Below are 23,489 nucleotides of genomic sequence, written 5' to 3' on the forward strand. Positions count from 1 at the left end.
AGGCCATCGCGAAGCGACGCGAACGAAGAGAGCGCCCTTGACGGCCCGGCACGACACGGAAGGACAGTGGACTGACGGGACGCCCCCGAACCCCCTCCGACCCCGGGCACGGATATCCGGTTCGCCGCCTTGGCGTTAACGGCGTTAATGATCGTTAAGGGCCCGGGGGCCTGCTGGCGGGTGGCCCCGCCTCGTACGGGGATCCGGCCGCTGTGGTCCGCCGCGCGGATGCCAGTAACGCCGTTAACGCCGCTACCCGAGGCCCGTGCCCCTCCCACGTCACGGCAGAGCCGGGGCGCTCAACCAGACCACGGGACCGAGGACCACACGCCGAACCACTGCTCGGCGCCGAACTCCTCGAACCGCTCCAGCTCGGTGAACTTCAGCTTCTCCGCGACACGTACCGAGCGGTCGTTGGCCACCTGGGTGCAAAGCACCACCGGCTCGCCGGGAAACGCGTCGGCGAACCAGCCGAGCGCCGCGACGCATGCCTCAAGAGCGTACCCACGTCCCCACGCCTCCGGCAGGAGCATGTAGCTGAGCTCGGCCTCTCCGGCACCAGCACGGACGTGCCCCGGACGCTCCGCGTCTCGCCGGTCAAGCGTGACGATGCCGATCATCGCCCCGTCGTAATCGACCGCGAACACGCCAGGGCGCCGCCCGGGCACTTCAGGCACTGCACTCTCAAGCTCAGCACGTGGTCGGGGGCCACCGAGGTACGTCCGCACCTCTGACGACGCGAACAGGTCAATGTACGTCGCACGGTCACCGGCCTCGGGCTCGCGGAGCATGAGCCGCTCGGTCCTCAACGGGGCGGGCGGCCAGACAACGGGTCCAAGCTCAGCCATGACAGGCAACCTACCGACTTCCCCGTGGCGGCAACATCAGGCCCCGACATCACGCCTTCAACCTCGGCAACGGCGTTAACGCCGGCCCCGGGTGGCTGCTGCCGGGCGCGGCTGGGGCTGACGGCTATGGTCACAGCGAGATTGACCAGGCCCTGGGGAGTGCCCACGAGGGCGGGTGGGAGAGCTTCACCCGTGCCGAAGTCACGAGGCACGACTACGGCGGTCGCCATGGCGATGCCCGCCGATGCCCTTCCGCGGGTGGTGGAACCGCACCCGGAGCGGCTTCGGTTCTACGAGGGGCTCCGCGGGCAGCAGCGTCCGGCGGGGTGAGCGTCACCGGACCAGACGGCCCTCCGGACGGCCGACCCTGTCGGCGTTAACGGCGTTAACGGTCCCGCGTGCCTCCCCCTCCGCCTTAACGGCGTTAACGCCGTTAAGGCCCCCTCCCCTCGGCCTCCCTCGGGGCGTTAACGCCGTTAACGCCGTTAATGGCCCCGCCTAGCATGCCCCCATGGGTGATCTTGGGCAGTGGGCGGAGCCGTTTCGGGTTGACGTGCAGGAGTAGGAGCTCGACGAGCTTCGGTGGCGGCTTGAGGGGGTGCGGTGGCCCGATGAGTTGCCCGGGGTGGGGCGGGCCTACGGGATGCCGCTCGGGGAGGTGCAGGAGCTCGCGCGGTACTGGCGGGACGGGTACGACTGGCGGGCGGCCGAGGCGCGGCTGAACGAGTGGCCGCAGTTCACCACCGTCATCGACGGGGCGCGGGTGCACTTCGCGCATCTGCGTTCGCCGGAGCCGGAGGCCAGGCCGCTGCTCATGACCCATGGCTGGCCCGGCTCCTTCGTGGAGTTCCAGAAGGTCGCCGGCCCGCTGACCGACCCGCGGGCCCATGGTGGTGATCCCGCGGACGCGTTCCACCTGGTGCTGCCGCACATCCCCGGCTTCGCGCTGTCCGGCCCCACCCGGGAGACCGGCTGGGAGTTCAAGCGGGTGGCTCGGGCGTTCGGCGAGCTGATGGAGCGGCTCGGGTACGACGCGTACGGGGTGCAGGGCGGGGACTGGGGTGCCGCCGTGTCCCGGGAGCTCGGGCGGATCCGGCCCGAGCGGGTGGTCGGGGTCCACCTGAACCTGCTGCCGGGCGCCGGGGCCACCGAGGAGCCGCGGCCCGAGGAGCTGGCCGCGCTGAGCCCCGCCGAGCGGGAGCGGACGCTCGCCTCCTGGGAGCGGTACCGGGTCTGGGCGCGGGAGCGGCAGGGCTACGCCGACATCCAGTCGACCCGGCCGCAGACCCTGGCGTACGGGTTGAACGACTCGCCGGTCGGGCTGCTCGCGTGGATCGGGGAGAAGTTCGGCGAGTGGAGCGATCCGCGCTGCCCCGTCGACAGGGACCAGCTGCTGACCAACGTGATGCTGTACTGGCTGACCGGGACTGCCGGATCGGCGGCCCGGATCTACTACGAGCGTGCGCACGCCGACTACCACGGGCAGCCGCCCGAGGTGTCGCGGACTCCGACCGCGCTCGCCGACTTCCCCCGCGACAACTTCGTACCGCTGCGGCACATCGCCGCACGCACCGACACCATCGTGCGCTGGACCTCGTACGACCGGGGCGGGCACTTCCCCGCCATGGAGGTGCCGGAGCTGCTGGTGGGCGACATCAGGGAGTTCTTCCGCGGTCGTGCCACGCCTCCGGGGGCTGCGCTGTCCCCTGGGTGACGGGCCGGCCTGGTCGCCGGCCCACGGCCAGCGGTGTCACGGGGTGTGGGCGCTTGCGCCGGGCGGGCGGTGGGCAGGCAGCCTGGCGATCATGAACACCGGCTTCCTCGATTGGGCCGACGACGCGCTCGGGCCCTTCGGCGAGCACCGGCGGCTGCTGTTCGGCGTCGCCTACCGGATGCTGGGCAGTGTCGCGGACGCCGAGGACGTGCTCCAGGACGCCTGGCTGAGCTGGGACCGGGTGGACCAGGCAGGGGTCGGCAACCCGGGAGTCGTACGTCGGGCCGTGGCTGCCCGAGCCGTTGCTGACCGCGCCCGACACCGCCGAGGGGGCGGAGCTGGCCGAGTCGTGCAGGCGCGGCGGCCGCGGTTCACTGCCGACCGCGGGCAGCGCCGGGAGGTGACGCGGCGCTTCCTCGCGGCGTGGGCTCACCCCGGACGTGACGGCCTGGTCCGGCGGGACGGCGGTCGGGGCGCTGACCTTCGACCTGGGGGAGGAGGACGGGCGGATGACCCGGCTGTGGCTCCGGGTGAATCCCGAGAAGCTGCGGGGCCTGTCCGACGGGTGAAATGCCGGTGCGGCCGACCCCGTACGGCCGTGATGATCACCGCATGAGCGATGAGCGGAACACCAGGCGTGAACCCGAGCACGTGGGCGACGAGCGTGCCACCTTGACCAGCGTGCTCCAGTGGCAGCGCGACACCCTGCGGATGAAGTGCGCGGGGCTGACGGACGAGCAGCTGCGGCGCAGGGCGGTCGCGCCGTCGGGGCTGAGCCTGCTCGGGCTGGTGCGGCACGTGGCGGAGGTGGAGCGGGGCTGGTTCCGCAACGTCGTGAACGGCGAGGACGTGCGGGGCTACTACCCGAAGAACGAGGCGGGGGAGTGGACCGAGTTCCACGTCGAGGACGCGGACCCGGCGGAGGCGTTCGGGATCTGGGAGGAGACGTGCGCGCGGTCGCGGGCGATCGTGGAGGCCGCCCCGTCCCTGGACGTGACGGGGCACTACGGCGACCAGGCGTACTCGCTGCGCTACGTCCTGGCCCACATGATCGAGGAGTACGCCCGGCACAACGGGCATGCGGATCTGCTCCGCGAGGCGATCGACGGGGTGACGGGGGAGTAGCCCCGTCACCCCCACGCCCGCCCCCGCCCCCGCGTCAGCGGAGGTCAGCGGGTGCCGCCGCCGCGGCCGCGGCGGCGTCCAGGGCGTCGAGGGCGGCCGGCCACGGGTAGTGGGCGGGGGCGTCGGGGCCGGCCGGGCCGGGGGTGAAGCCCTGCTCGCCGTAGAGCACGCTGACGCCGGCTCCGCGCAGGGCGGCCAGGGACTGGTCGAACTGCGGGTGGGCGGCGAGGGCGGCGTTCAGGCAGGGCATCGTCACGACGGGGGTGCCCTTGCCGAGGGCCTCGGCGGCGACGCCGACGACGAAGCGGTCGGTCAGGCCGAGGGCCCAGGCGTTGAGGGAGTTGAAGGTGGCCGGGGCGAAGAGCAGGGCGTCGGCGGCCGGCCAGACATCAGGCTCGCCGGGGAGCTTGTACTGCCAGCGCACCGGGTGGCCGGTCAGCGCGGCCAGGCCGTCGAGGCTGCCGGCGACCCAGTGCGCGGCGGTGGGGGTGAGGCCGAGGCAGACGTCCCAGCCACGGGACTGGGCGTCCTCGATGACGTGGGCCACGTCGAAGACGGGCGGGGCGGCGGAGCAGAGCAGGTACAAGGTCTTCCTGGTGGTCATACCGACATGTGATCACATCACTTGACCTCAACCCCACTTGAGGCAGCAGGCTGGGATCCATGGACGCACGAGAGCAGGCCGTGAAGGCCATCGAGCAGGTCGTCGCCGAGGTGGAGCGCACGCAGCGGGCCAAGGACGCGGAGGGCTTCCTCGCGCTGTTCCACCCCGACGCGCTGTGGACTACGGCGCACGGCAAGGTGCTCATCGGCTTCGACGCGATCGCCGAGTTCACGCGGGCGGTGCTGCCCGCGGCGAACTGGGACGGCGAGGTGACGTACGAGGTGGTGCACACGCAGTTCCTGCGCCCGGACGTGGCCGCGGTGAAGGTCCGGCAGCTGTACCGGGGAGCGGATGGAACGGTCGAGGGGGAGGGGGCGCCGTTGTACGTGATGACGCGGGAGGGCGGCGGCGGCGGTCCCGAGGGCGGGTGGCTGTTGACGGCCTGCCAGAACACCGAGGTGCGGCGGGGCGAGTAGGGGCCGTGGCTGTCGGCTGTCGGCGCTCCGGGCGTTAACGCCGTTAACGCCGTTACGGGTCGGAGCGCCGACGGCGTTAACGGCGTTAATGCCTCACCGTCAAGGGTCGGAGCGTTAACGGCGTTAATGCTCCCCGGAGCGGCGTTGACGGCTCCTGCCCCAGGCGCAGTCTTCGGCCAGGCCGTCACGAGCATCGTGAGCCCCGCGCACGTGTACCCCGACCACACGTCGCTCGTGCCCGGGAGCAGCTGACGTCAGCCGGCGGGCAGCAGGTCCCGTACGCCGACCCGCTGGCCGCCGCTGAGCTCGCCGGTGAGGCGGAAGCCCAGGCCCAGGTAGAACGGCTCGGGGGTGCCGGGGCCGGTCTCCCAGGTGACGTACGCGCGGTCCGCGCCGCGGCGGCGCAGCTCGTCGGTGACGGCCTGGACCGCGAAACGGCCGTACCCCTTGGCCTGGTGGGCGGCGGAGACGTTCAGGCGCCAGATGCCGGACCGGATGTCGGCCGGATCCCGTTCGGGGGCCCAGGCGATGTCGAGGAAGGCCATGACGAAGCCGACGACCTCGTCGCCGTCGACGATGGCGCGCGGCCAGGCGGTGGCGCCGTGGACGTAGGCCTCGGCGAGGGACTTGACGACGGGGGAGACGAGGCGGTCCTGGTCAGGGCGGACCCGTATCGCGCACACGGCGTCGAAGTTGGCCTCGGTGACGGGTTCGAGGCGAAGGGCGGAGGTGCTCATGGCCGCACCCTACCGAGCGGCCCGGGCACCTTCCGGCGTGTGCCCCGGCACCTTCCGGCGCCCTCCGGCGGGAGTGGGGAGAGGGCTTCTAGCGCTGGACGAGGGCCCAGGCCAGACAGCCCAGGGCGAGCGTGCACAGCAGGGTCCGCCAGCGGTTGGCGGGCACCCACCGGGCCTCGAAGCCGCGGCGGACGGCGGCCGGATCGGTGAGCCGCTCGACCGGTCCGGCCCGGTCCAGGGCGTTGTTCAGCGGGATGTTGACCCCGCCGGTGACGCCGAGGGCGAGGAGGTACGCGACGAGGGCGCCGGTCAGGGGCGCCGTCGCGGCGCCCCCGCCGGAGGCGATGTGGAGGGCCAGGGCCAGGCCCGTGCACACCGGCGCGCCGAGGAAGCCCAGCAGGAATAAGCCGTTGACGATGACCACGTTGATGCGTTGCATGACCGCGATGAACACCGGGTCCGGTGAGCGCTTCAGCGCCGGCATCACGGCGACGTCGAAGGCGAAGAACAGACCCGCCATCAGCCCCGTCGTGAGCGTCGCGGCGATGAGTGATACGAGCTCCGCGATGTCCATATCCCTCTCCTCTGCGCCGAGTTGGCCGCGGGGGCCTGCCCGGGGGGCGTCGCGCACGATAGCCTCCCGCACGGGCCCGCGATCCGGAAAAACTTTTCCGGAGAAGTTCGTCCTGACGTACTCCGTCCGGAAGCGACCGGAACTCGCTGACCCGCGGTAAGCATGCACCTGCCGTCGTCCGTGCACCGCACTCCCCTGGAGGAACACACGTGAAGGACCCGAAGGACACGCTGGAAGCATTGCGGGCCGACATCGAGCGCCGCAATCCCGCGCAGCCCGAATTCCACCAGGCGGTACGGGAAGTGCTCGAAACCCTGGCCCCCGTCTTCGCCGCCCGGCCCGAGTACGCCGATCCGGCCGTGGCCCTCGTGGAGCGGCTGACCGAGCCCGAGCGGCAGATCCTCTTCCGCGTCCCCTGGCAGGACGACCGCGGCCGGGTCCACGTCAACCGCGGCTACCGCGTCGAGTTCAACAGCGCGCTCGGCCCGTACAAGGGGGGCTTGCGCTTCCACCCGTCGGTGGACATCGGCGTGGTGAAGTTCCTGGGGTTCGAGCAGATCTTCAAGAACGCCCTCACCGGTCTCGGCATCGGCGGCGGCAAGGGCGGCAGCGACTTCGACCCGCACGGCAGGTCCGACGCCGAGGTCATGCGCTTCTGCCAGTCCTTCATGACCGAACTGCACCGCCACATCGGCGAGCACACCGACGTCCCCGCCGGGGACATCGGCGTCGGCGGCCGCGAGATCGGCTACCTCTTCGGCCAGTACCGGCGCATCACCAACCGCTGGGAGGCCGGCGTCCTGACCGGCAAGGGCCAGGGCTGGGGCGGATCGGCGATCCGCCCGCAGGCCACCGGCTACGGCAGCGTGCTGTTCGCCGCCGAGATGCTGAAGGTCAAGGGGGCCTCCCTGGACGGTCTGAGCGCGGTGGTCTCCGGCTCGGGCAACGTGGCGCTGTACACCATCGAGAAGCTCCAGCAGCTCGGCGCGAACCCGCTGACCTGTTCGGACTCCCAGGGCTACGTCGTCGACGACAAGGGGATCGACCTGGCGCTGCTGCGGCAGATCAAGGAGGTCGAGCGGGGACGCGTCAGCCAGTACGCGGAGCGGCGCGGACCGTCGGCGCGCTACGTGCCCGGCGGGCGGGTCTGGGAGGTCCCCGCGGACATCGCCTTCCCGTCCGCCACGCAGAACGAACTGGACGCGCAGGACGCCCGTACGCTCGTCGCGGGCGGCGTCAAGGCGGTCTCCGAGGGCGCGAACATGCCCACCACCCCCGAGGCGGTACGGATCCTGCAGGAGGCCGGGGTGGCGTTCGGGCCCGGCAAGGCCGCCAATGCGGGCGGGGTCGCGGTCAGCGCCCTGGAGATGAGCCAGAACGCCGGCCGGGTGGCGTGGAGCGCGGAGCGGGTCGAGTCCGAACTGGCCGGCATCATGCGCTCGATCCACGCCGTCGCCCACGAGACCGCCGAGCGGTACGGGGCGCCGGGCGACTACGTCACCGGGGCGAACATCGCCGGCTTCGAGCGGGTCGCCGACGCGATGCTGGCCCAGGGCGTCATCTGAGCCTGGGGGCGTCCGGCCTGGTCAGGGGCGGCGTCCGACCTGATCAGGCCGCGCGCCCCGGGCCGCCACCGGATCCGCGGGAGCCGTAGCCTGGCCTTCCGGGCCGCCGGTGGCGGCGCCGGGGACGTGACACAGGAGGCTTCGCGTGCTGACCGCGCTGGACGGGGTGTACGGGGACCGGCGGGACGCGGTCTGCGTCGCGGGGCGCACCGCCTCGTACGAGGAACTGCTCGGGGCGGCCCGGGCGGTGGCCGCCGACGTGGCCGGGGCGCCGGCCTTCGCGATGACCGCGACGGCCTCGCTGGAGACCGTCGCCGCCGTGGTCGGCGGGCTGCTGGCCGGGGTGCCGTTCGTGCCGCTGCCGCCGGACGCCGGGCCCGCCGAGCGCGAGCACATCCTGCGCGACTCCGGGGCGGTGCCCGTCGAGGTGGACTTCGCCCGGCGCTCCGACTGGGACGGGCCCGCCGCCGCGCCCGAGGACCCGGCGCTCGTGCTGTACACCTCGGGGACGACGGGCGCGCCCAAGGGCGTGGTGCTGACGGCCGCGGCGATCGCCGCCGACCTGGACGCCCTCGCCGGGGCCTGGCAGTGGAGTGCCGAGGACACCCTCGTGCACGGGCTGCCGCTGTTCCACGTGCACGGGCTGGTGCTCGGCGTGCTCGGGGCACTGCGGACGGGCAGCCGGCTGGTGCACACCGGGCGGCCGACTCCGCAGGCCTATGCCGGGGCGGGCGGCAGCCTGTACTTCGGGGTGCCGACCGTGTGGTCCCGGATCGCCGGGGCGCCGCAGGAGGCCTCCGCGCTGTCCGGGGCCCGCCTGCTGGTCTCCGGCAGCGCCGCACTGCCCGCGCCGGTCTTCCGGGAGCTGGAGCGGCTGACGGGGCTGCGGCCCGTGGAGCGCTACGGGATGACGGAGACGCTGATCACCGTCAGCGGGCGCGCCGGGGGCGAGGTCCGCCCCGGTACGGTCGGCACTCCGCTCCCGGGGATCCGGACGCGGATCGCCGCCGAGCCGGGCGCCGAGATCGGGGAACTCCAGCTGACCGGGCCGACCCTGTTCGCCGGGTACCTGGGCCGCCCGGAGGCCACCGCGGCGGCGTACACCGAGGACGGGTGGTTCCGTACGGGCGACATCGCGGCCGTGGACGAGGCGGACGGGGTGCACCGGATCGTGGGCCGGGCCTCCATCGACATGATCAAGTCTGGCGGTTACCGGATCGGCGCGGGCGAGATCGAGAACGCGCTGCTGGACCACCCCAAGGTGAGCGAGGCGGCGGTGGTCGGGGTCCCGGACGCGGACCTCGGGCAGCGGATCGTCGCCTTCGTCGTCGCGGAGGGCGTCACGGGCGCCGAGCTGACCGAGTTCGTGGCCGCTCACCTGTCCGTGCACAAACGGCCGCGCGAGGTGCGGTTCGTGGCGGCGGTGCCGCGCAACGCCATGGGCAAGCCGCAGAAGAAGCTGCTGCTGGCGGGAGAGGCCGCCGCACGGCCGGCCGGACCGCAGGAGCAGGCCTGAGGAGCAGGCGCCCGGGGAGCAGGCCCGGAGGTCGGGCTGCGGGGATCGGACGCCTGTCCGAGGGGTCGACAAGACGTTCGGAAGCCGGGGGCGGCGTGGGCAGGTTGCCCGGATGGACAAGACGGCCGGCGATCCCGGCACCGACTACCGCGTGCCTGGCCGGGGTCGCCGTGTCCCGGCGCAGGGGGCGGCGGACGGAGCCCGTCGGCGGAGGGGTTCGGTAGCTGCTCGCTTCCGTCTCAAGGCGCGGTCCAGGCGGGGTGGAGGGCCCGCAGGGCGGGGTTTCGGGGCGCAGCGACTGAAGAAAAGCGACTGAAGGCTCTTTCAGTCGCTGCGAGGGCTCAGCCGAAATCGCAGGTCAGAGGCCATGGTTGGACCGAACAGCGACTGAAGCGACTCAAGGTCCGGGTATATGGAGACATTCGCACGTGCGCGTGCGCGTGTGCGCGTGTACGTCATATATAGGGACCTTGAGTCGCTTCAGTCGCTGTTTCCTCTTGTGCAGGGCTGTGACCTGGTGTTCTGTGAGCCGTCCGGGCAGCGACTGAAGGAGCTTCAGTCGCTGCCCCTTCAGTCGCTGGGTCGCTCCGGGGGGTCGGGGTGCCGCACATGTGTTCTGGCTCAAATGCCTCTCGTCTCCCAGCGGTTTCGCTAATCTGTTGTCGGGCGTTGAGTCGCTTCAGTCGCTGATGGGGGAAGTGAATGGCAGCTGAGCTGCGGGTTTCGCGCAGCGACCCAGGGCGCCTCAGGAGAGCCGCGCCGGTCGCCCCGTCCTCGCTGACGACGGCCCGGTGGTGTGCGCGCCAGGGGTGGCCGGTTCACCCCCTGGCTCCGGGCCGCAAGACGCCCGTGGGCAACTGCGCCGCCTGCCGGGCCCCCGGACACGACCGGGGGGCCTGCGACTGCGTCCGGGCGGGCCGCTGGTGCCACGGCTTCCACGCCGCCACGCTCGACCTCCCGCGCATCGACCGCTGGTGGGGCGAGCGCCCCGACCTCGGCGTCGGCGTGGCCACCGGGCCGGCGGGCCTGGTCGTCATCGACATCGACGCGCACGCGCAGGAACTGCCCGGCCGGGACCGGTTACTGCCCGGGGTGGGGATCTCCGCCGCCGTCGACCTGACGGGGCTGGCGAACGGATTCCACACCCTGGGCGTCCTGGCCGCCCTGCGCGGCGCACCGAGCCCCGCCGACGACGAGTCCACCCTGCGCGTGCGCACGCCTTCGGGGGGCCTGCACGTCTGGTACCGGGGCGACGGGGCCCACCGGTGGCAGTGCTCCGCCGGATCGGGCGCAGGCCGCGCCCTCGCCTGGCAGGTCGACGTACGGGCCCACGGCGGGTACATCGTGGCGCCCGGCACCGTGACCCCCGCGGGCGTCTACGCGCCCGTGGGAGAGGCCCGGATGCCCGCTCCGCTGCCGGGCTGGCTCGCCGGGGAACTGGAGCGCACCGGGCACCTCGCCTGCGAGCCCGCGGGCGGGCCCCGGCCCGTACCGCCGCGTGCCCGGCAGGCCGTCATCGCCGCGGGCGGCGCCGGAGGCGCCCCGGCCCGGATCCTGGCGGGCGCCCTCGCGGAGGTCACCGCCTGCGCCTCCGTACCCGAAGGGGCCGCCTTCTCGGAGAAGTTGAACCGCGCCGCGTACACCCTCGGCGGACTGGTCGCCGCGGGACACCTCACCGAGGAGGAGGCCGCGCGGGCCCTGCAGGACGCCGCAGCCCAGGCCCGCCCCGGGCAGGAGCGCCGCTGCCGGTCCATCATCCGGGGCGGGCTGGGCGCCGGCCGGGCGCGTCCGCTGTCGCTCGGGGGCCGCGCGTGAGCGTGGACAACGAGAGCGCGCTGTCCGCCTTCGACGTCCAGGCCGTCGCCGCGCAGATCCTCGCGCAGCCCGTCCCGGCGCCCCGGGCGGGCCCCGGCTCCGGCGCGGCCGCCGGGAGTCCCGCCGTGCAGGCGGGCACGGCCGTCGAGACGGTCGTCGAGACCGCTGCCGCCATCGAGACCGCTGCCACCACCACCGCCGTCGTGGCGGGCACGGACGGCGAGGCGACGGCGCAGGGACTGCTGCCCGACACCCTCACCGACCGCGGCAACGCGAAACTGTTCGTCAAGCTCTACCGCCAGGACTACCGGCACGTCCCCGGGATCGGCTGGTTCCGCTGGGACGGCACCCGCTGGCAGATCGACGAGGACGACACCGTGCTGTGGTCCGCGGGGGACCTCGCCGAGTCCATCGCCACCACCGATCCCCGCGGCGTCCACCCCGCGGCGGCGCTCCAGCAGCACCGCCGCCGCACCCTCAGCACCAGCGGGATGAACGCGATGCTCACCCAGGCCAGGTCCGCCCCGGGGATGGTGCTCAACGCGGCGCTGCTGGACGCCGACCCGTACGCGCTGTGCACGCCCGCCGGCGTCGTCGACCTGCGCACGGGCCGCATCCGCACCGCCGACCCCGTGAAGGACTTCCACTCCCGCTCGACCTCGGCCGCACCGCTGCCGATGCCCACCCCGCGCTGGAACCGCTTCCTGACCGACACCTTCGGGGAGGGGGCGGAGGGCTCGCAGATGATCGACTTCCTGCAGCTGCTCCTCGGCTACTCCGTCACCGGCGACGTCGGCGCCCAGGTCATGCCGTTCCTGTTCGGCTCCGGCAAGAACGGCAAGTCCGTGCTGCTGGACGTCCTGATGAAACTGCTCGGGGACTACGCGGACGCGGCGCCACCCGGCTTCCTGATGTCACGGCCGTACGAGGGGCACCCCACCGACCTCGCCGAACTGCACGGCCGGCGGGTCATCGTGTGCAGCGAGGTCAAGCCGGGCGACCGTTTCGACGAGGCCCGCGTCAAGCTGCTCACCGGAGGCGACCGCATCAAGGCCCGCCGGATGCGGCAGGACTTCTTCAGCTTCGAGCCGACGCACAAGCTGTGGCTGCTGGGCAACCACCGGCCGGAGGTGGGGACCGGCGGCTTCGCGTTCTGGCGGCGCATGCGGCTGATCCCGTTCGAGCGGGTCGTCTCCGACGACCGGAAGATCGACAACCTGGCGGACATCCTCGTGACCCAGGAGGGTCCGGGCATCCTCAACTGGCTCATCGACGGGGCCCGTCGCTACCTCGGCGGCGACAAGGACCTCACCGGCCCCGAGCGGGTCCGCATCGCCACGACGGCCTACGCCGAGACCGAGGACCACACGGGGCGCTTCATCGGCGAGACCTGCCGGCTCGAAACCGATCTGCGGGCCGAACAAGCCCAGCTCTACGCGGCCTACAGGAGCTGGTGCCAGAATGAGGGGGCCCCGGCGCTCTCGTCCCGGGCCTTCGCGGCACGCGTCCGCGAGGTGGTCGGACTGGCGTCGCCGAAGGACATGATCCTGTCCAACCAGCGCAAGTACTACCCGGGCATCGGCCTGCTCGCGGACGAGGAGACAGCATGAGCGCCCTCATCGCAGAGGACGAGATCGTCCACGAAGTGGACCTCGTCTGGCTTGAGGACATCAGCCGCCTGGACTACGTCCGCCAGAGCCTGGACCGGCTGCCGACGCGGCGCGGCCGGCCCGCCTACCACCGCGACGGCCGGATGGTCGGGTACGCGCTGCTGGGGCCGAAGGCCAAGCCGTCCCGCTCCTCCGGCACGTTCCGGCGCCGGGTGTTCTGGCTCCTGCCGCACGACCGCGACAGCGACCCCGACGGGCTCTACGCGACGGGAGCGCCCGCGGAGGCCGTGGACGCCCGGACGCTGGCCCCCCGCAGCAAGGGGCACAAGACCGAGCGGTCCGAGGGCGGCCCCATGTCCTCGGCCATGCGGGGCCTGCTGCCCTGACCCCTCCGGGGGCTGGTCACCGGCGTGGAGTCGCCGCCCCCGGCCTGCTTGCCCTCGTTGAGGGGGCGGTTTTTTTCGCAGGCCGTGACCGTGCTGCCCCTCGTGGGCGCGGAAGCAGTCGCGGTGGTCGGCGACCAAGGTGCTCCGAGTCCCTGGAGAGCCTTTCCCGCGCGGCCGTGGAAAAGAAACAGTCCAGCCGGTATATTTCTGGCCCGGGGTTACACGGGCCAAGGGGGAGGTACCGCTGTGCACGGGGGACGCCGGTTGCAGGCACGTCGTTTGCGGGCGCAGGTGGTGGTGGCCGGCGGAGGGCCGGTCGGCATGCTCGTCGCGGCGGAGCTGGCCGCCTACGGGGTCGACACGGTGGTCTTCGAAGCCGGGACCCGGGTCTCCGAACGGCCCAAGGCGACCACCCTGCACGCGCGGGCGGTGCAGTCGTTGGCCCGGCGGGGCCATCTGCCGCCGACGTCCGCCTCGTACGCCGCGTCCACCTCCTCGGCCTCGTACGCCTCGTACGCCCCGTCCGCCTCCTACGACCGGACCGGCTCCGGCAGCCCCTTCCACTTCGCGGGGCTGCCCGGGCTGGTGATCACCGCCCCGAAGAGCGAACCGGAGCCGATCCTCAAATGCCCCCAGGCGGAGCTGGAGCGGCTCTTCGAGGCCCGGGCGCGGGCGGCGGGGGCGCGGATCCTGCGCGGGCACCGGGTGACCGCGGTGGTCCAGGAGCCGGGCGGCGTACGGATCACCGCCGAGGGGCCGGCCGGGCGCACGGCCTGCACCGCGCGGTACCTGGTGGGCGCGGACGGCGCGCGCAGCACCGTCCGGGAGCAGGCGGGCATCGCCTCCGACACCCATCCCGCCACGGTCTCCGCGCTCATGGGCGCCGTCACCCTGCTCGACCCGGAGGCGCTGGCCGCCGGCTGGCACCGCACCCCGCGCGGCTGGATCGCGGCCAAGCGGGATGCGGAGGGCCTCACGCACCTCCGTACGCTCAACTGCGCGCACGCCCCCCACGACCGGCGCTCGGAGCCCACGCTGGACGAACTGCGCCGGGAGGTGGCGTGGATCGCCGGACGCGACATCGCCATGGAAGGGCCGCGCTGGCTCAGCCGGTTCAGCGACTTCGCCCGGCTGGCGCGCACCTTCCGCGCGGGCCGGGTCTTCCTGGCCGGGGACGCGGCGCACGTGCACTTCCCGATCGGCGGCCAGGGTCTGAGCACCGGGGTGCTGGACGCCCTCAACCTCGGGTGGAAGCTGGCGCTCACCGTGCGCGGAGCCGCCGGCCCGGAGCTGCTCGCCACCTACGACCCCGAGCGGCGGCCGGTGGCCCGGCGGGTCATCGACAACACGCGCGCCCAGCTCGCCCTGATGCGCCCCGGCAGCGAACTCGACGCCCTGCGCGAGGTGTTCGCGGGACTGCTGGCGGGGGACCGCGACCACGGGCGCATCAGCGCCATGATCAGCGCCCAGGACACCGTGCTCCCGGAGGGCGCGGGGCGGCCCTCCTCCGGCGCCGGAACGTTTCTGCACAATGTTGCGCTGACGACGGACACCGGCGAGAGCGATGTGATCAGGCTCCTGCAGGACGGCCGGCCGCTGCTGCTGCTGTTCGGGGAGCAGGGCGCCCGCTACGCCGCCGCGGCGCAGGACTGGGCGGGGGTCCTGCGCGTGGAGCGTGCCCGGCCCGCGGCCGGCGTGCCGTACGACGCGCTGCTGGTGCGCCCCGACGGGTACGTCGCCTGGGCTCCGGGCGGCGAGGACCTGGATGCGGCCCTGTCGGTGTACTTCGCCCGTGGGGCACGGCTGGCACCGGGCCCCACGGCGCCGGCTCAGGCGGAGGCCGGCGCGCCTTCCGCGGCCTCCTGAGCCGCCCTCAGGGCCTCGGCGTACACGGTGGCCCCCCTGGTCTCGGAGAGGTCCAGCGAGGCGAGGACGGAAGGCAGCGCGACGCTGGGCAGCACGTGGCGCATCAGGGCCGAGACCCTGCCCACCAGGTCCGCGTAGTCGCAGACGGCCTGGGACATGGACTGGATGCCGGCGAAGGCGCCGACGATCACGTCGGCCGTCTCCCGCGGGACGACGTGCGGCAGCAGCTCGCCCTGGGCCTGAGCCTTTTCGAGGAGTTCGAGGCCGACCTCGGACCAGCGCAGGAACGGGCCGCTGCGGTCGAGGCCTTCGGCCTGCTGGTCCATCGTCAGCCGTACGCCGGCGCGCACCATGGGATCGGTCTGGAGGCGGTGTGCGTGCAGCATCACCACGTCGACGACCTCCTGCACCTTGCAGGCGCGGTGCGGAACGAAGATCTGCTGGTCCTGTTCGGCGAGGACGCCCTGGGCCAGGTCCTCCTTCGAGCGGAAGTGGAAGTACAGGGCTCCCTTGGTCACGCCCGCGGCCCCGAGGATCTCGGAGATCGTGGCCGCCTGGTAGCCGTTCTCCTCGAAGACCTTGGCGGCCGCCGACAGGATCGTACGGCGCGTGCGGATGGCACGTACTTGCTCGGCCACGCTGCCTCCTCCCTCCTCAGGGTGCTCACACAAATAAGGTCAGAAAAAACCGTCCAGTTTGTATATTACAGCGAGTTGCGCGCCATCCCGAGTGCCGGGGGCGGAAATATTCACGTGACGGAGGCCAGACCATGATCCTTGTGACCGGATCCACCGGTACGATCGGGCGCGAAGTACTCCGAAAGCTCCCTGCCGACCAGGCAGTTCGGGTACTGGCCCGGGATCCGGCGCGCGTCACCGGCGCACCCGGAACGGCCGAGATCGTGCAGGGGGACTACGACGATCCGCGGTCACTGGAGTGCGCCATGAGGGGTGTGCGCTCCGTGCTGCTGGTGACAAACCGCGTCGGGCAGGACGACGACCGGCGCCTCATCGAGACCGCGCGGTCGGTTGGCGTGCGCCATGTGGTGAAGCTGTCCGCCGCGGCGGTCGAGGACCCGGGGGCCGACGACCTGATCACCCGGTGGCAGCGGGACAACGAGGAGCTGCTGCGCGCCTCGGGACTGGAGTGGACGCTGTTGCGCCCGCGCTCCTTCATGTCGAACGCGCTGTCGTGGGCGGCGTCGGTGCGGACGGAATCGGTGGTGCGCGTCCTGTACGGGCAGTCCGCCAACGCCTGTGTCGACCCGCGGGACATCGCGGAGGTGGCGGTGCGCGCCCTGACCGAGGAGGGCCACGCGGGCCGGGTGCACACGCTGACCGGGCCGCAGGCGATCACGGCCGCACAGCAGACGGCCCAGCTGTCACAGCTGCTGGGCCGTCCGCTGCGGGTGGAGGAACTGACCCCGGGGCAGGCGCGGGTGCTGCTGCGCGGGCGTCATCCCGAGGCGGTGGTCGAAGCGCTGCTGAGCAGCGCGGAGCGTCAGCGCGAGGGCGCGAAGGCGAAGGTGGAGGGTACGGTCGCCGACCTGCTCGGCCGGCCCGCGGGCTCCTTCCGCGCCTGGGCGGCGGCGCACCTGGGCGCGTTCGCGGCCGCGTGACGGCTGCGGTCCCCGTGCCGGGCCCCGGTCAGCAGCCGTGCGCGCCGGCGGTCACGGTGGAGCCGAAGACGGGGTGGCCGCCCTGGTGGGCGGTCACCCGCACAGCCTGCTCGCCGCCGGGCAGCGCCCCGGGGAGGCGGCGCGCCTCGATCATGCAGGGCGCGTCCAGTTCGGCGTACCGGGTGAACTCGCTGGTGATGCTCAGCGGAAGGTAGGAGGAGCGGCCCAGTACGGCGGCGGTGGCCTGCCGCGCCGCTTCGAGCAGCACCATCCCCGGTACGTGGTCGACGGCGTGCTCGAAGAGGACCGGGTGGCGGGTGTCGGCCCGCAGCTGCCAGCGGGCGGGGTCGGCGGTGGGCGAGAGGACGACGTCCATGGGGGACATGCGTCCGACGCTCTGCGGCGCCGCCGGGCTGATGAGCGGGAGCTGGTACCAGTCGCCGTCGCGGGCGTGGTCGCCGCGCAGGCGGCGGTAGACCTCCGGGGCCATGCAGGAGAAGGAGCCGCCGCCCGTCGCGACGACGTGGCCCTCGCGGCGGAACACCGCCTCGAAGCGCAGCCCCGACAGGCGTCTGCCGCGCCGTTTGATCTCCGTGCAGGTGACGTCGATGTCGAGCGCGGCCGGGGCGTAGCCCACCCTGAGGTGCTGGGGCCGGACGGCGATGTCGATGTCCCAGACGATGAACTGGTGCCCGAGGGGGACGCCGAACTCGGCGTGCCCCAGGAGGATGCCGATCTGGCGCAGTGTCTCGCAGCCGATGAGCGGGTCGTGGTAGCCGTCCGCCACCGGGGTGAAGAAGCTGTGTCCGCGGGGCCACTGGGCGGTCATGACGAAGTGCGTCTCGTCCAGGCGCTGCCAGTCGGTGAGCATGACTTCCGAGACCGCGGCCCGGTGCACCAGTTCCTTCGGGACGGTGACGGTCAGCGACGGGTAGCGGAAGCTGTTCGGGACGACGGCCAAGGCCGGGCCCGACCCGGTCGGGTCCTGCTGGGTCGTGGTGCGTTCGACGTGGAACGTGCTCGCAGACATTGCTCCCCCTGGGTGCGCTGGCGAGAGAGGCGCAGATTGCCTCTGGCCGGGGAAGATACATACCAACCGGTTTAATTTCTAGGGGTATCCGAGCCTCCGCTCCGGGCAAGCCATGGAGTGATTTATTCCGATCCTCACATTTCCGCTGGTGAAACCCCTCTTTGGTGATCATCTGCGGGATCGTTCCCCGGTTTTCGGCCACGCCGGGGGTCGAGCGTGTCTGGATCGGCTGTCGAGCGGGTGCGGGGAAAGTGTCGGACACTTCGGCGGGCGGCCAGGAGAGCCCGGCCAGTGGCTCTCGCGAAAACCGCATAGACGGTTTGTTAGGATGCCCTGACCCGGGGCGGCACCCGGCCATCTCCCGCAGTGACGGAGCAGTCGATGGTCAAGCAGGAACGCGCTGCGCGCACGCGCGAGACCCTGATCCGGTCCGCGGCCGAGATCATCGACCGGGAGGGATTCGCGGTGGCCTCGCTGACCGCGATCAGCTCTCTGGCGGGCGTGAGCAACGGGGCGCTGCACTTCCACTTCGCCAGCAAGGCGGCCTTGGCGGACGCCGTCGAAGGGGCCGCCCTGTCCCGGCTGTTCGCCGTCACCGGCGCCGCACTCCCGCCCGGGGCGAGCCGTGTACAGCTCCTGGTCGACGCCACGCACGGGCTGGCCCGCGCCCTGCGCGGCGACGTGGTGCTGCGGGCCGGCTTCGAGCTGAGCGTCGAGGCGGCGCGGCCGGCGCAGACCGACCTGAGCCGCTGCTGGAAGCGGTGGGTCGAGGACGTACTGGACCGGGCCGCCGCGGAGGGCGAACTGCATCCGGCGGTGGACGCCCAGGACGGGGCGGCCGCCGTGGTGGCGGCGACGGTCGGCTTCGAGGTGCTGGGGGCGCGGGACGCCGTGTGGCTCTCGGCGGCCACGGTCACCCGGTTCTGGCGGCTGCTGCTGCCGACGCTCGTGCGGCCCGGTCTGCTGGGCGAGCTCCGGGCGGAGGGGACCGCCGGGCCGTAGGCGTCCGCGCGGTCTGTTTTCGCCGAGGATCGTCTCCGTCTGGAGGGGACCTGGAGCGAATGGCGAGGGATCCTGCGCTCGTGGAGGCTTCATTCCGAAGGCAAAGTGGCAGGTCAGACTGGGTGTCGGTGATGCAGGCAGCGTTCGCCACCAATCAAAACAGCACGGTCGGTTTTGTATTGACAAACCGCTGGTCCTGTTTTTTACTGAGCTCACGGCGGACGGCTCATCCACGGACAGGGGAGTACGGCGTGGACATCGATGTACTGGGCGCACTGGCTGTGCGGGAGAACGGAGTCTCCATCACGCCGACCGCCCCCAAGCCCCGGCAGGTCCTGGCCCTCCTGGCCCTCCATGCCGACCAAGTGGTGCCCGTGGCGGCACTGATAGAGGAACTGTGGGGCGGAGAACCGCCGCGCAGTGCGCGCACGACGCTCCAGACCTACGTCCTGCAGTTACGCGCACTCATCGCCACCGCCCTGGAGAAGGGCGCGGGAGCGGGCGCCGAGAGCCCGCAGGACACCGAATCGGCCCGGGAGCACGCCTCACGGACCGCCAAGGACGTCCTGGTCACCCTCCCCGGCGGCTACCTGCTCAACAGCGGCGGCGGCACCCTCGACGTCCGGGAGTTCGACCGGCTCGCCGGCATGGGCTACCGCGCGATGGACGCGGGGGACTTCCCCTCGGCGGCGCGACTGCTGCGCGAGGCGCTCGCCCTGTGGTCCGGGGCCGCCTTCGCCGACGTACAGGGCGGGGTCCAGCTGGACATGGAGACCCGGCGGCTGGAGGAGACCCGGCTGTGCGCCCTCGACCAGCGCATCGAGGCCGACCTGCGGCTGGGACGGCACCGGGAACTGCTCGCCGAGCTGACGGTGCTGGTGAGCCGCTACCGCACCCACGAGAACCTGCACGGGCAGTTCATGCTCGCCCTGCACCGCTCCGGCCGGCGCGGCGAGGCCCTGGACGTGTACCAGCGGCTGCGCGGCACCCTCGTCCGCGAGCTCGGGCTCGAACCGTCCGCCGGACTGCGGCGGTTGCAGCGGTCGATCCTGATGGCCGGCCCCGAGAACCTGGCCGAGGCGGGCGCGGAGGCCGCAGGCGGCCGGCCCGCCCCCCTCGTACGGGTCTGAGACCCGGATGTCGGCTCGGGGAGCCGGGCCCGCAGGCGCCCGCCGCGGCGTCGGGCCGGCCCAGGACCGGGGGCGGCGGCGGTCGAGAGGAGGCGGCTCGGTGCAGGAGAGGTCGGAACGCACCCGCAGGCGGCTGGTCTGCGCGGGCGCCGGGATGTTCCAGCTCCACGGGTACGCGAACGCGACGCTCGGCGACATCGCGAGCGCGGCCGGAGTGACGAAGGGGGCGCTGTACTTCCACTTCGCCTCCAAGGACGAGCTCGCCCAGGCCGTGCAGCAGCGCGGCTGCGCGCTGCTCCACGGAGCGGTACGGCAGCTGCGCGAGGACGGCGCCTCGCCCCTGCAGACATTGATCGACATCACGCACTGGCTGGCCCGCACGCTGTACGAGGACCCGGCGGTCGCCGCGAGTTTCCGCATCACCAAGGAGTGCACGGTGACGGGGGCGCGGCCGGCCGCGGAGGCCAGGCCCGCACCGGTGGACTTCCAGGCGACGTGGATGTCGGTGGTGCGCGCCCTGCTCCGCCAGGCCCGCGACACGGGCGAACTGCCCGCGGCGGGCCGGGACTGGGAGAGCGCCCAGGCCCTGGTCGCTGCCGCGGCCTGCGGGATCGAGGTCATGGCGGGAACCGGGATGCCCTACGGGGAGTTGCAGCGCAACGTCTCCGCGCTGTGGCACCTGCTGCTGCCGGGCCTCGTGGCCGGCGCGGGGGCGGACGCGTACCGGACCGACACGGCGCCCGCGGACGCCGGCGCGTTCCTGGAAAGGGCGGTGTGACCATGCCGGTGCCCGTGAGGATCCAGGTGCTGGGCCCGCTGAGCGCCGAGGTCGGCGGCGGCTCGATCCTTCCCACCGCCCGAAAGCCGCGGCAGATCCTGACGCTCCTCGCGCTCTACCCGGGGCGGGTGATGCCGGTGCCCACGCTCATGGAGGAGATCTGGGGCGCCGAACCGCCCCAGAGCGCGCTCACCACCCTGCAGACGTACATCCTGCAGCTGCGCCGCAAGCTCGGCACCGCCATGGGGCCGGGCGGGACGGGCGGGACGGACGGTTCGGGCGGGGCGAAGGACGTGCTGGCCACGCGGCACGGCGGGTACGTGCTGCGGATACCGCCGGAGTCCGTCGACGTGCACCGGTACGAGGGCCTCGTCGCCCGCGGGCAGGACGCCTTCGAACGCGGCGACGACGAGGAGGCCGCCGCCCTGCTGCGCAACGCACTCGCGCTGTGGCAGGGGCCCGCGCTGGTCGACGTACAGGCGGGGCGAGTCCTGGAGATCGAGGTGACGCGGCTTGAGGAGAGCCGGCTGGTCACCGTCGAGCGGCGGATCGACGCGGACCTGCGCCTCGGCCGGCACACCGAACTGCTCGCGGAGCTCGCCGAGCTGACCGCCCGCCACCCCGAGCACGAGGGGCTGCACTCCCAGGCGATGGTGGCGCTGTACCGCTCGGGCCGCCAGGCGGCGGCCCTGGACGTCTACCGCAGACTGCGGGGGCGGCTGATCGAGGACCTGGGCGTCGAACCCTCGCCGCAGCTCCAGCGGCTGCACCAGGCGATGCTGGCGGTGGATCCCGCGCTGGACGTGGCGGCGGGACCGAGGCGGGGGTCGACCTTCGACCTGTACGCGGCCTGACCGGGGGCTCCCGAGCGGAGCTCCGGCGGCCGTCGAGCGGGACCGGGCACCGTGGGGTCCCCCTGCCTGCGAGCCCCGGGAGACATCGTGGTGACTGTCCGGCCCGACCGCGCCGAGGTGCTCGTGGTCGGTGCGGGGCCGGCCGGTCTCACCGCCGCCTGCGAACTGGCCCGGCGCGGGCTGCGCGTCCGCGTGGTCGACATGGCCGCCCGGGCCCGGCGCGCGGGCGACTCCGGCGGGGCCGTCGCCCTGCACCCGCGCACGCTGGAGACCCTCGACCAGATGGGCCTGGCCGGCCCGCTGCTCGCGCAGGGCCGGCGCGTCGACTCCTTCACGCTGTTCGCCGGCGGCCGCCGGCTCGTCCGGCTGGACGGCGGGCACGGCGACATGCCGACCCGGTTCCCCTTCACCCTCGTCATCGGGCAGTCCCGCGCCGAGGCCCTGCTGCGCAAGGCCGCCCGCCGGGCCGGGGTCCGCGTCGAGTGGGGGGTGCGGCTGCTCGGATTCGCCCAGTCCGCCGACGGCGACACCCCCGTACGGGTACGGCTGGCGCACGCCGACGGGCGCGAGGAGGCGTACGAGGCCGACTGGCTGATCGGCTGCGACGGCCGGCACAGCACCGTCCGCCGCCAACTGGGGCTCCCGCTGCTGGGCCAGAGCGCACAGTCCCTGGAGATCGTCGACGCGCCGGTGGCCGGCGCCGGCCTCGACCCCGGCTCGATCCACTGGGTGCACACCGACGGCCAGGCCCTGCTGATGCTGCCCTACGCGCGGGAGGGCCACTGGCGGCTGCTGCACACCGCCGAGGCGGACGCGGCCGCGGACCCCCGCCCGGCGGCGCAGCGCTTCTCGCAGACACTGTCGGCCGGGCTGGGCCGCGAAGTCCGCGTCGGCGAGCCCGAGTGGAGCTCCGTCCTCGCCTTCCGCCGGCGCATGGCGACGCGGATGCGGGTCGGCCGGTGCTTCCTGGTCGGAGACGCCGCGCACGTGCACAGCCCGGCGGCCGGGCAGGGCGTGAACACCGGGATCCAGGAGGCGTACAACCTCGCCTGGAAGCTGGCCATGGTCGAACGCGGCCCGGCCGGACCGGCCTTGCTGGACACCTACGAAGCCGAGCGGCTGCCCGTGTGCCGGGCGCTGCTGGGCTCGCAGACGACCCACCTGCTCGGCCGGCTGGCCGGGCTGGTGCTGCCCACCGTGATGGACCTGGCACGCGGCACCGGGCTGGTGCACCGGGCCATCGGGCGCACCATCCGGCGCAACGTGCTCGACACCCTGTCCGGACCCGAACCGGGATACCCCGCGAGCCCCTTGAGCACCCGCGTCGACGGCCCTGGCCTCCCGGCCGCCGGCTCGCGCACGCACCCGGGAACGGACGGACTGCGGGCGGAGCTGCGGGATCCGCGATGGTCGCTGCTGTACGTGCCCGAGGGCACCGGCGAGGCCGTGGACACGGCGGTCGCCGCGCATGAACAGCACCGCGACTGGCTCTCGGTGCGCACCGTGGCCGTGGGCGGCCCCGCCCTCCCCGGCCCCGGCCCGCTGCCCGACCCGGAGGGCCGGCTGCGCGAGGGACTCGGCCTCGCGGCGGGCAGCTGGCTGCTGATCCGCCCCGACGCCTACGTGGCCGCCGGCGGCAGGCAGCTGACCACAGCAGCACTCGACGCGGCCCTCCGCCCCCTGGCCACGGAACCGGCCCGCTCCCTCACCCCCGTCCCGGCCCGCCGCGCCGGCTAGTCGGCCTCCGGCCCGGGCGAGGGCCGGCCTGGCCGGTACCCGTGCCGGCGCGGGTCCGGAAAGGGGCAGGCTCGACCCCGGACGAAGAACATGGCGGCGGGAGAGGGCCCGGGCAGCGCTGACGGGCCCGCTCCGGGACGTTGTCCCCGGGCCATTCCCCGGGGGCTTCCCGGCAGTTTTTGTCTTTCCGGGGCGGGCCGGGCGGTCAGGGGTGGCCGAAGGCCATCGCGAAGCGACGCGACGAAGGAGCGCCCTTGACGGCCCGGCCCACCCCGGAAGGACAGTGAACTGACGGGACGCCCCCGAACCCCCCGACCCCGGGCACGGGTCTCCCGCCACCCTGCACTGGCGGGGCCGGCCGGGATGCCGGCGGCCAGGGCGGCGCCGACCACCCACCGTTGGGGTACCCCGGCGCTCTTACCCCAAGGCCTACTTGGGCCACCCGATGTCGTCTTCGTTCATCACGTCCTGGACCGATTCGGCCGACTGGTGCGGGTCGGCGGG

The 23,489-nt window shown here is 73.2% G+C and carries 21 protein-coding genes and 2 pseudogenes; 17 read left to right on the forward strand and 6 right to left on the reverse strand.

Annotated features, from left to right (window positions below; all coding sequences use genetic code 11):
* Positions 1-299 precede the first annotated feature (299 nt).
* Positions 300-848 (reverse strand): GNAT family N-acetyltransferase, encoded by a 549-nt coding sequence (locus ABZ128_RS31970; RefSeq protein WP_356852957.1) that lies wholly within the window; start codon positions 846-848, stop codon positions 300-302.
* 511 nt (positions 849-1,359) lie between these two features.
* Here ABZ128_RS31970 and ABZ128_RS31975 point away from each other — a divergent pair.
* From ABZ128_RS31975 to ABZ128_RS31990, 4 genes and pseudogenes are all read left to right on the forward strand, one after another.
* Positions 1,360-2,562 (forward strand): annotated as a pseudogene (locus tag ABZ128_RS31975) (epoxide hydrolase family protein).
* A 91-nt stretch (positions 2,563-2,653) separates the two neighbouring features.
* A pseudogene (locus tag ABZ128_RS31980) lies at positions 2,654-2,912 on the forward strand (sigma factor); the annotation flags it as partial.
* 90 nt (positions 2,913-3,002) lie between these two features.
* Positions 3,003-3,131 carry a hypothetical protein gene (locus ABZ128_RS31985; protein WP_356852958.1) on the forward strand — a complete coding sequence of 43 codons (129 nt, stop codon included), beginning with the start codon at positions 3,003-3,005 and terminating at the stop codon, positions 3,129-3,131.
* 43 nt (positions 3,132-3,174) lie between these two features.
* Positions 3,175-3,687: a DinB family protein gene (locus ABZ128_RS31990; RefSeq protein ID WP_356852960.1), complete on the forward strand. Its 513-nt coding sequence runs from the start codon at positions 3,175-3,177 to the stop codon at positions 3,685-3,687.
* 34 nt (positions 3,688-3,721) lie between these two features.
* Here ABZ128_RS31990 and ABZ128_RS31995 read toward each other — a convergent pair whose 3' ends face one another.
* Complete coding sequence (locus tag ABZ128_RS31995) at positions 3,722-4,291, reverse strand: flavoprotein (protein ID WP_356852962.1); 570 nt, start codon at positions 4,289-4,291, stop codon at positions 3,722-3,724.
* A gap of 59 nt (positions 4,292-4,350) precedes the next feature.
* Here ABZ128_RS31995 and ABZ128_RS32000 point away from each other — a divergent pair, with 59 nt between their 5' ends.
* Positions 4,351-4,767 (forward strand): SgcJ/EcaC family oxidoreductase, encoded by a 417-nt coding sequence (locus ABZ128_RS32000; RefSeq protein ID WP_356852963.1) that lies wholly within the window; start codon positions 4,351-4,353, stop codon positions 4,765-4,767.
* Positions 4,768-5,021: 254 nt separating this feature from the next.
* Here ABZ128_RS32000 and ABZ128_RS32005 read toward each other — a convergent pair whose 3' ends face one another.
* Complete coding sequence (locus ABZ128_RS32005; protein WP_356852964.1) at positions 5,022-5,504, reverse strand: GNAT family N-acetyltransferase; 483 nt, start codon at positions 5,502-5,504, stop codon at positions 5,022-5,024.
* Positions 5,505-5,592: 88 nt separating this feature from the next.
* Entirely contained in the window at positions 5,593-6,078 is a 486-nt protein-coding gene (locus tag ABZ128_RS32010) for an anthrone oxygenase family protein (RefSeq protein ID WP_356852965.1), read from the reverse strand.
* 209 nt (positions 6,079-6,287) lie between these two features.
* Between ABZ128_RS32010 and gdhA the strand changes: the two genes are divergently transcribed.
* The 6 genes from gdhA to ABZ128_RS32040 all read left to right on the forward strand — a co-directional run bounded on the left by gdhA (position 6,288) and on the right by ABZ128_RS32040 (position 14,836).
* Positions 6,288-7,643: an NADP-specific glutamate dehydrogenase gene (gdhA, locus tag ABZ128_RS32015; RefSeq protein WP_356852967.1), complete on the forward strand. Its 1,356-nt coding sequence runs from the start codon at positions 6,288-6,290 to the stop codon at positions 7,641-7,643.
* Between the two features lie 145 nt (positions 7,644-7,788).
* Entirely contained in the window at positions 7,789-9,159 is a 1,371-nt protein-coding gene (locus ABZ128_RS32020) for an AMP-binding protein (RefSeq protein ID WP_356852968.1), read from the forward strand.
* Positions 9,160-9,861: 702 nt separating this feature from the next.
* Complete coding sequence (locus ABZ128_RS32025) at positions 9,862-10,974, forward strand: bifunctional DNA primase/polymerase (RefSeq protein WP_356852970.1); 1,113 nt, start codon at positions 9,862-9,864, stop codon at positions 10,972-10,974.
* A gap of 203 nt (positions 10,975-11,177) precedes the next feature.
* A complete protein-coding gene (locus tag ABZ128_RS32030) occupies positions 11,178-12,584 on the forward strand; it encodes a phage/plasmid primase, P4 family (RefSeq protein WP_356853010.1) in 1,407 nt (468 codons plus the stop codon).
* Complete coding sequence (locus ABZ128_RS32035) at positions 12,581-12,970, forward strand: DUF6009 family protein (RefSeq protein ID WP_356852971.1); 390 nt, start codon at positions 12,581-12,583, stop codon at positions 12,968-12,970. The genes ABZ128_RS32030 and ABZ128_RS32035 overlap by 4 nt, the downstream gene beginning before the upstream one ends.
* 264 nt (positions 12,971-13,234) lie before the next feature.
* Entirely contained in the window at positions 13,235-14,836 is a 1,602-nt protein-coding gene (locus ABZ128_RS32040) for an FAD-dependent monooxygenase (RefSeq protein ID WP_356852973.1), read from the forward strand.
* Here ABZ128_RS32040 and ABZ128_RS32045 read toward each other — a convergent pair.
* Positions 14,800-15,474 carry a ScbR family autoregulator-binding transcription factor gene (locus tag ABZ128_RS32045; protein WP_356852975.1) on the reverse strand — a complete coding sequence of 225 codons (675 nt, stop codon included), beginning with the start codon at positions 15,472-15,474 and terminating at the stop codon, positions 14,800-14,802. The genes ABZ128_RS32040 and ABZ128_RS32045 overlap by 37 nt on opposite strands.
* Before the next feature lie 131 nt (positions 15,475-15,605).
* On the opposite strand from ABZ128_RS32045, the gene ABZ128_RS32050 reads away from it, so the two are divergent.
* Entirely contained in the window at positions 15,606-16,454 is an 849-nt protein-coding gene (locus tag ABZ128_RS32050) for an SDR family oxidoreductase (RefSeq protein WP_356852977.1), read from the forward strand.
* A gap of 28 nt (positions 16,455-16,482) precedes the next feature.
* Here the strand turns inward: ABZ128_RS32050 and ABZ128_RS32055 are convergent, their stop codons facing one another.
* Positions 16,483-17,484 (reverse strand): ScbA/BarX family gamma-butyrolactone biosynthesis protein, encoded by a 1,002-nt coding sequence (locus tag ABZ128_RS32055; protein ID WP_356852979.1) that lies wholly within the window; start codon positions 17,482-17,484, stop codon positions 16,483-16,485.
* Positions 17,485-17,865: 381 nt separating this feature from the next.
* Here ABZ128_RS32055 and ABZ128_RS32060 point away from each other — a divergent pair, with 381 nt between their 5' ends.
* The 5 genes from ABZ128_RS32060 to ABZ128_RS32080 all read left to right on the forward strand — a co-directional run bounded on the left by ABZ128_RS32060 (position 17,866) and on the right by ABZ128_RS32080 (position 22,985).
* Positions 17,866-18,486 (forward strand): ScbR family autoregulator-binding transcription factor, encoded by a 621-nt coding sequence (locus ABZ128_RS32060; protein WP_356852980.1) that lies wholly within the window; start codon positions 17,866-17,868, stop codon positions 18,484-18,486.
* A gap of 251 nt (positions 18,487-18,737) precedes the next feature.
* Positions 18,738-19,616 carry an AfsR/SARP family transcriptional regulator gene (locus ABZ128_RS32065; RefSeq protein ID WP_356852982.1) on the forward strand — a complete coding sequence of 293 codons (879 nt, stop codon included), beginning with the start codon at positions 18,738-18,740 and terminating at the stop codon, positions 19,614-19,616.
* Positions 19,617-19,716: 100 nt separating this feature from the next.
* Positions 19,717-20,394 (forward strand): ScbR family autoregulator-binding transcription factor, encoded by a 678-nt coding sequence (locus tag ABZ128_RS32070; protein WP_356852983.1) that lies wholly within the window; start codon positions 19,717-19,719, stop codon positions 20,392-20,394.
* Positions 20,395-20,408: 14 nt separating this feature from the next.
* Entirely contained in the window at positions 20,409-21,248 is an 840-nt protein-coding gene (locus tag ABZ128_RS32075) for an AfsR/SARP family transcriptional regulator (RefSeq protein ID WP_356852985.1), read from the forward strand.
* 87 nt (positions 21,249-21,335) lie between these two features.
* The gene (locus ABZ128_RS32080) at positions 21,336-22,985 is read left to right on the forward strand and encodes an FAD-dependent oxidoreductase (RefSeq protein ID WP_356852987.1); all 1,650 of its coding nucleotides are present in this window, start codon (positions 21,336-21,338) and stop codon (positions 22,983-22,985) included.
* Positions 22,986-23,489: the final 504 nt, after the last annotated feature.

The sequence above is a fragment of the Streptomyces sp. NPDC006326 genome (genome assembly GCF_040612915.1).
In the GTDB taxonomy this organism is placed as follows: Bacteria; Actinomycetota; Actinomycetes; order Streptomycetales; family Streptomycetaceae; genus Streptomyces.

Excerpts from the sequence above, each read along its gene's own strand:
- ABZ128_RS31970 (WP_356852957.1), bottom strand. The coding sequence starts at position 848 with ATGGCTGAGCTTGGACCCGTTGTCTGGCCGCCCGCCCCGTTGAGGACC.
- ABZ128_RS31990 (WP_356852960.1), top strand. The coding sequence starts at position 3,175 with ATGAGCGATGAGCGGAACACCAGGCGTGAACCCGAGCACGTGGGCGAC.
- ABZ128_RS31995 (WP_356852962.1), bottom strand. The coding sequence starts at position 4,291 with ATGACCACCAGGAAGACCTTGTACCTGCTCTGCTCCGCCGCCCCGCCC.
- ABZ128_RS32000 (WP_356852963.1), top strand. The coding sequence starts at position 4,351 with ATGGACGCACGAGAGCAGGCCGTGAAGGCCATCGAGCAGGTCGTCGCC.
- ABZ128_RS32005 (WP_356852964.1), bottom strand. The coding sequence starts at position 5,504 with ATGAGCACCTCCGCCCTTCGCCTCGAACCCGTCACCGAGGCCAACTTC.
- ABZ128_RS32010 (WP_356852965.1), bottom strand. The coding sequence starts at position 6,078 with ATGGACATCGCGGAGCTCGTATCACTCATCGCCGCGACGCTCACGACG.
- ABZ128_RS32025 (WP_356852970.1), top strand. The coding sequence starts at position 9,862 with ATGGCAGCTGAGCTGCGGGTTTCGCGCAGCGACCCAGGGCGCCTCAGG.
- ABZ128_RS32035 (WP_356852971.1), top strand. The coding sequence starts at position 12,581 with ATGAGCGCCCTCATCGCAGAGGACGAGATCGTCCACGAAGTGGACCTC.
- ABZ128_RS32050 (WP_356852977.1), top strand. The coding sequence starts at position 15,606 with ATGATCCTTGTGACCGGATCCACCGGTACGATCGGGCGCGAAGTACTC.
- ABZ128_RS32055 (WP_356852979.1), bottom strand. The coding sequence starts at position 17,484 with ATGTCTGCGAGCACGTTCCACGTCGAACGCACCACGACCCAGCAGGAC.
- ABZ128_RS32060 (WP_356852980.1), top strand. The coding sequence starts at position 17,866 with ATGGTCAAGCAGGAACGCGCTGCGCGCACGCGCGAGACCCTGATCCGG.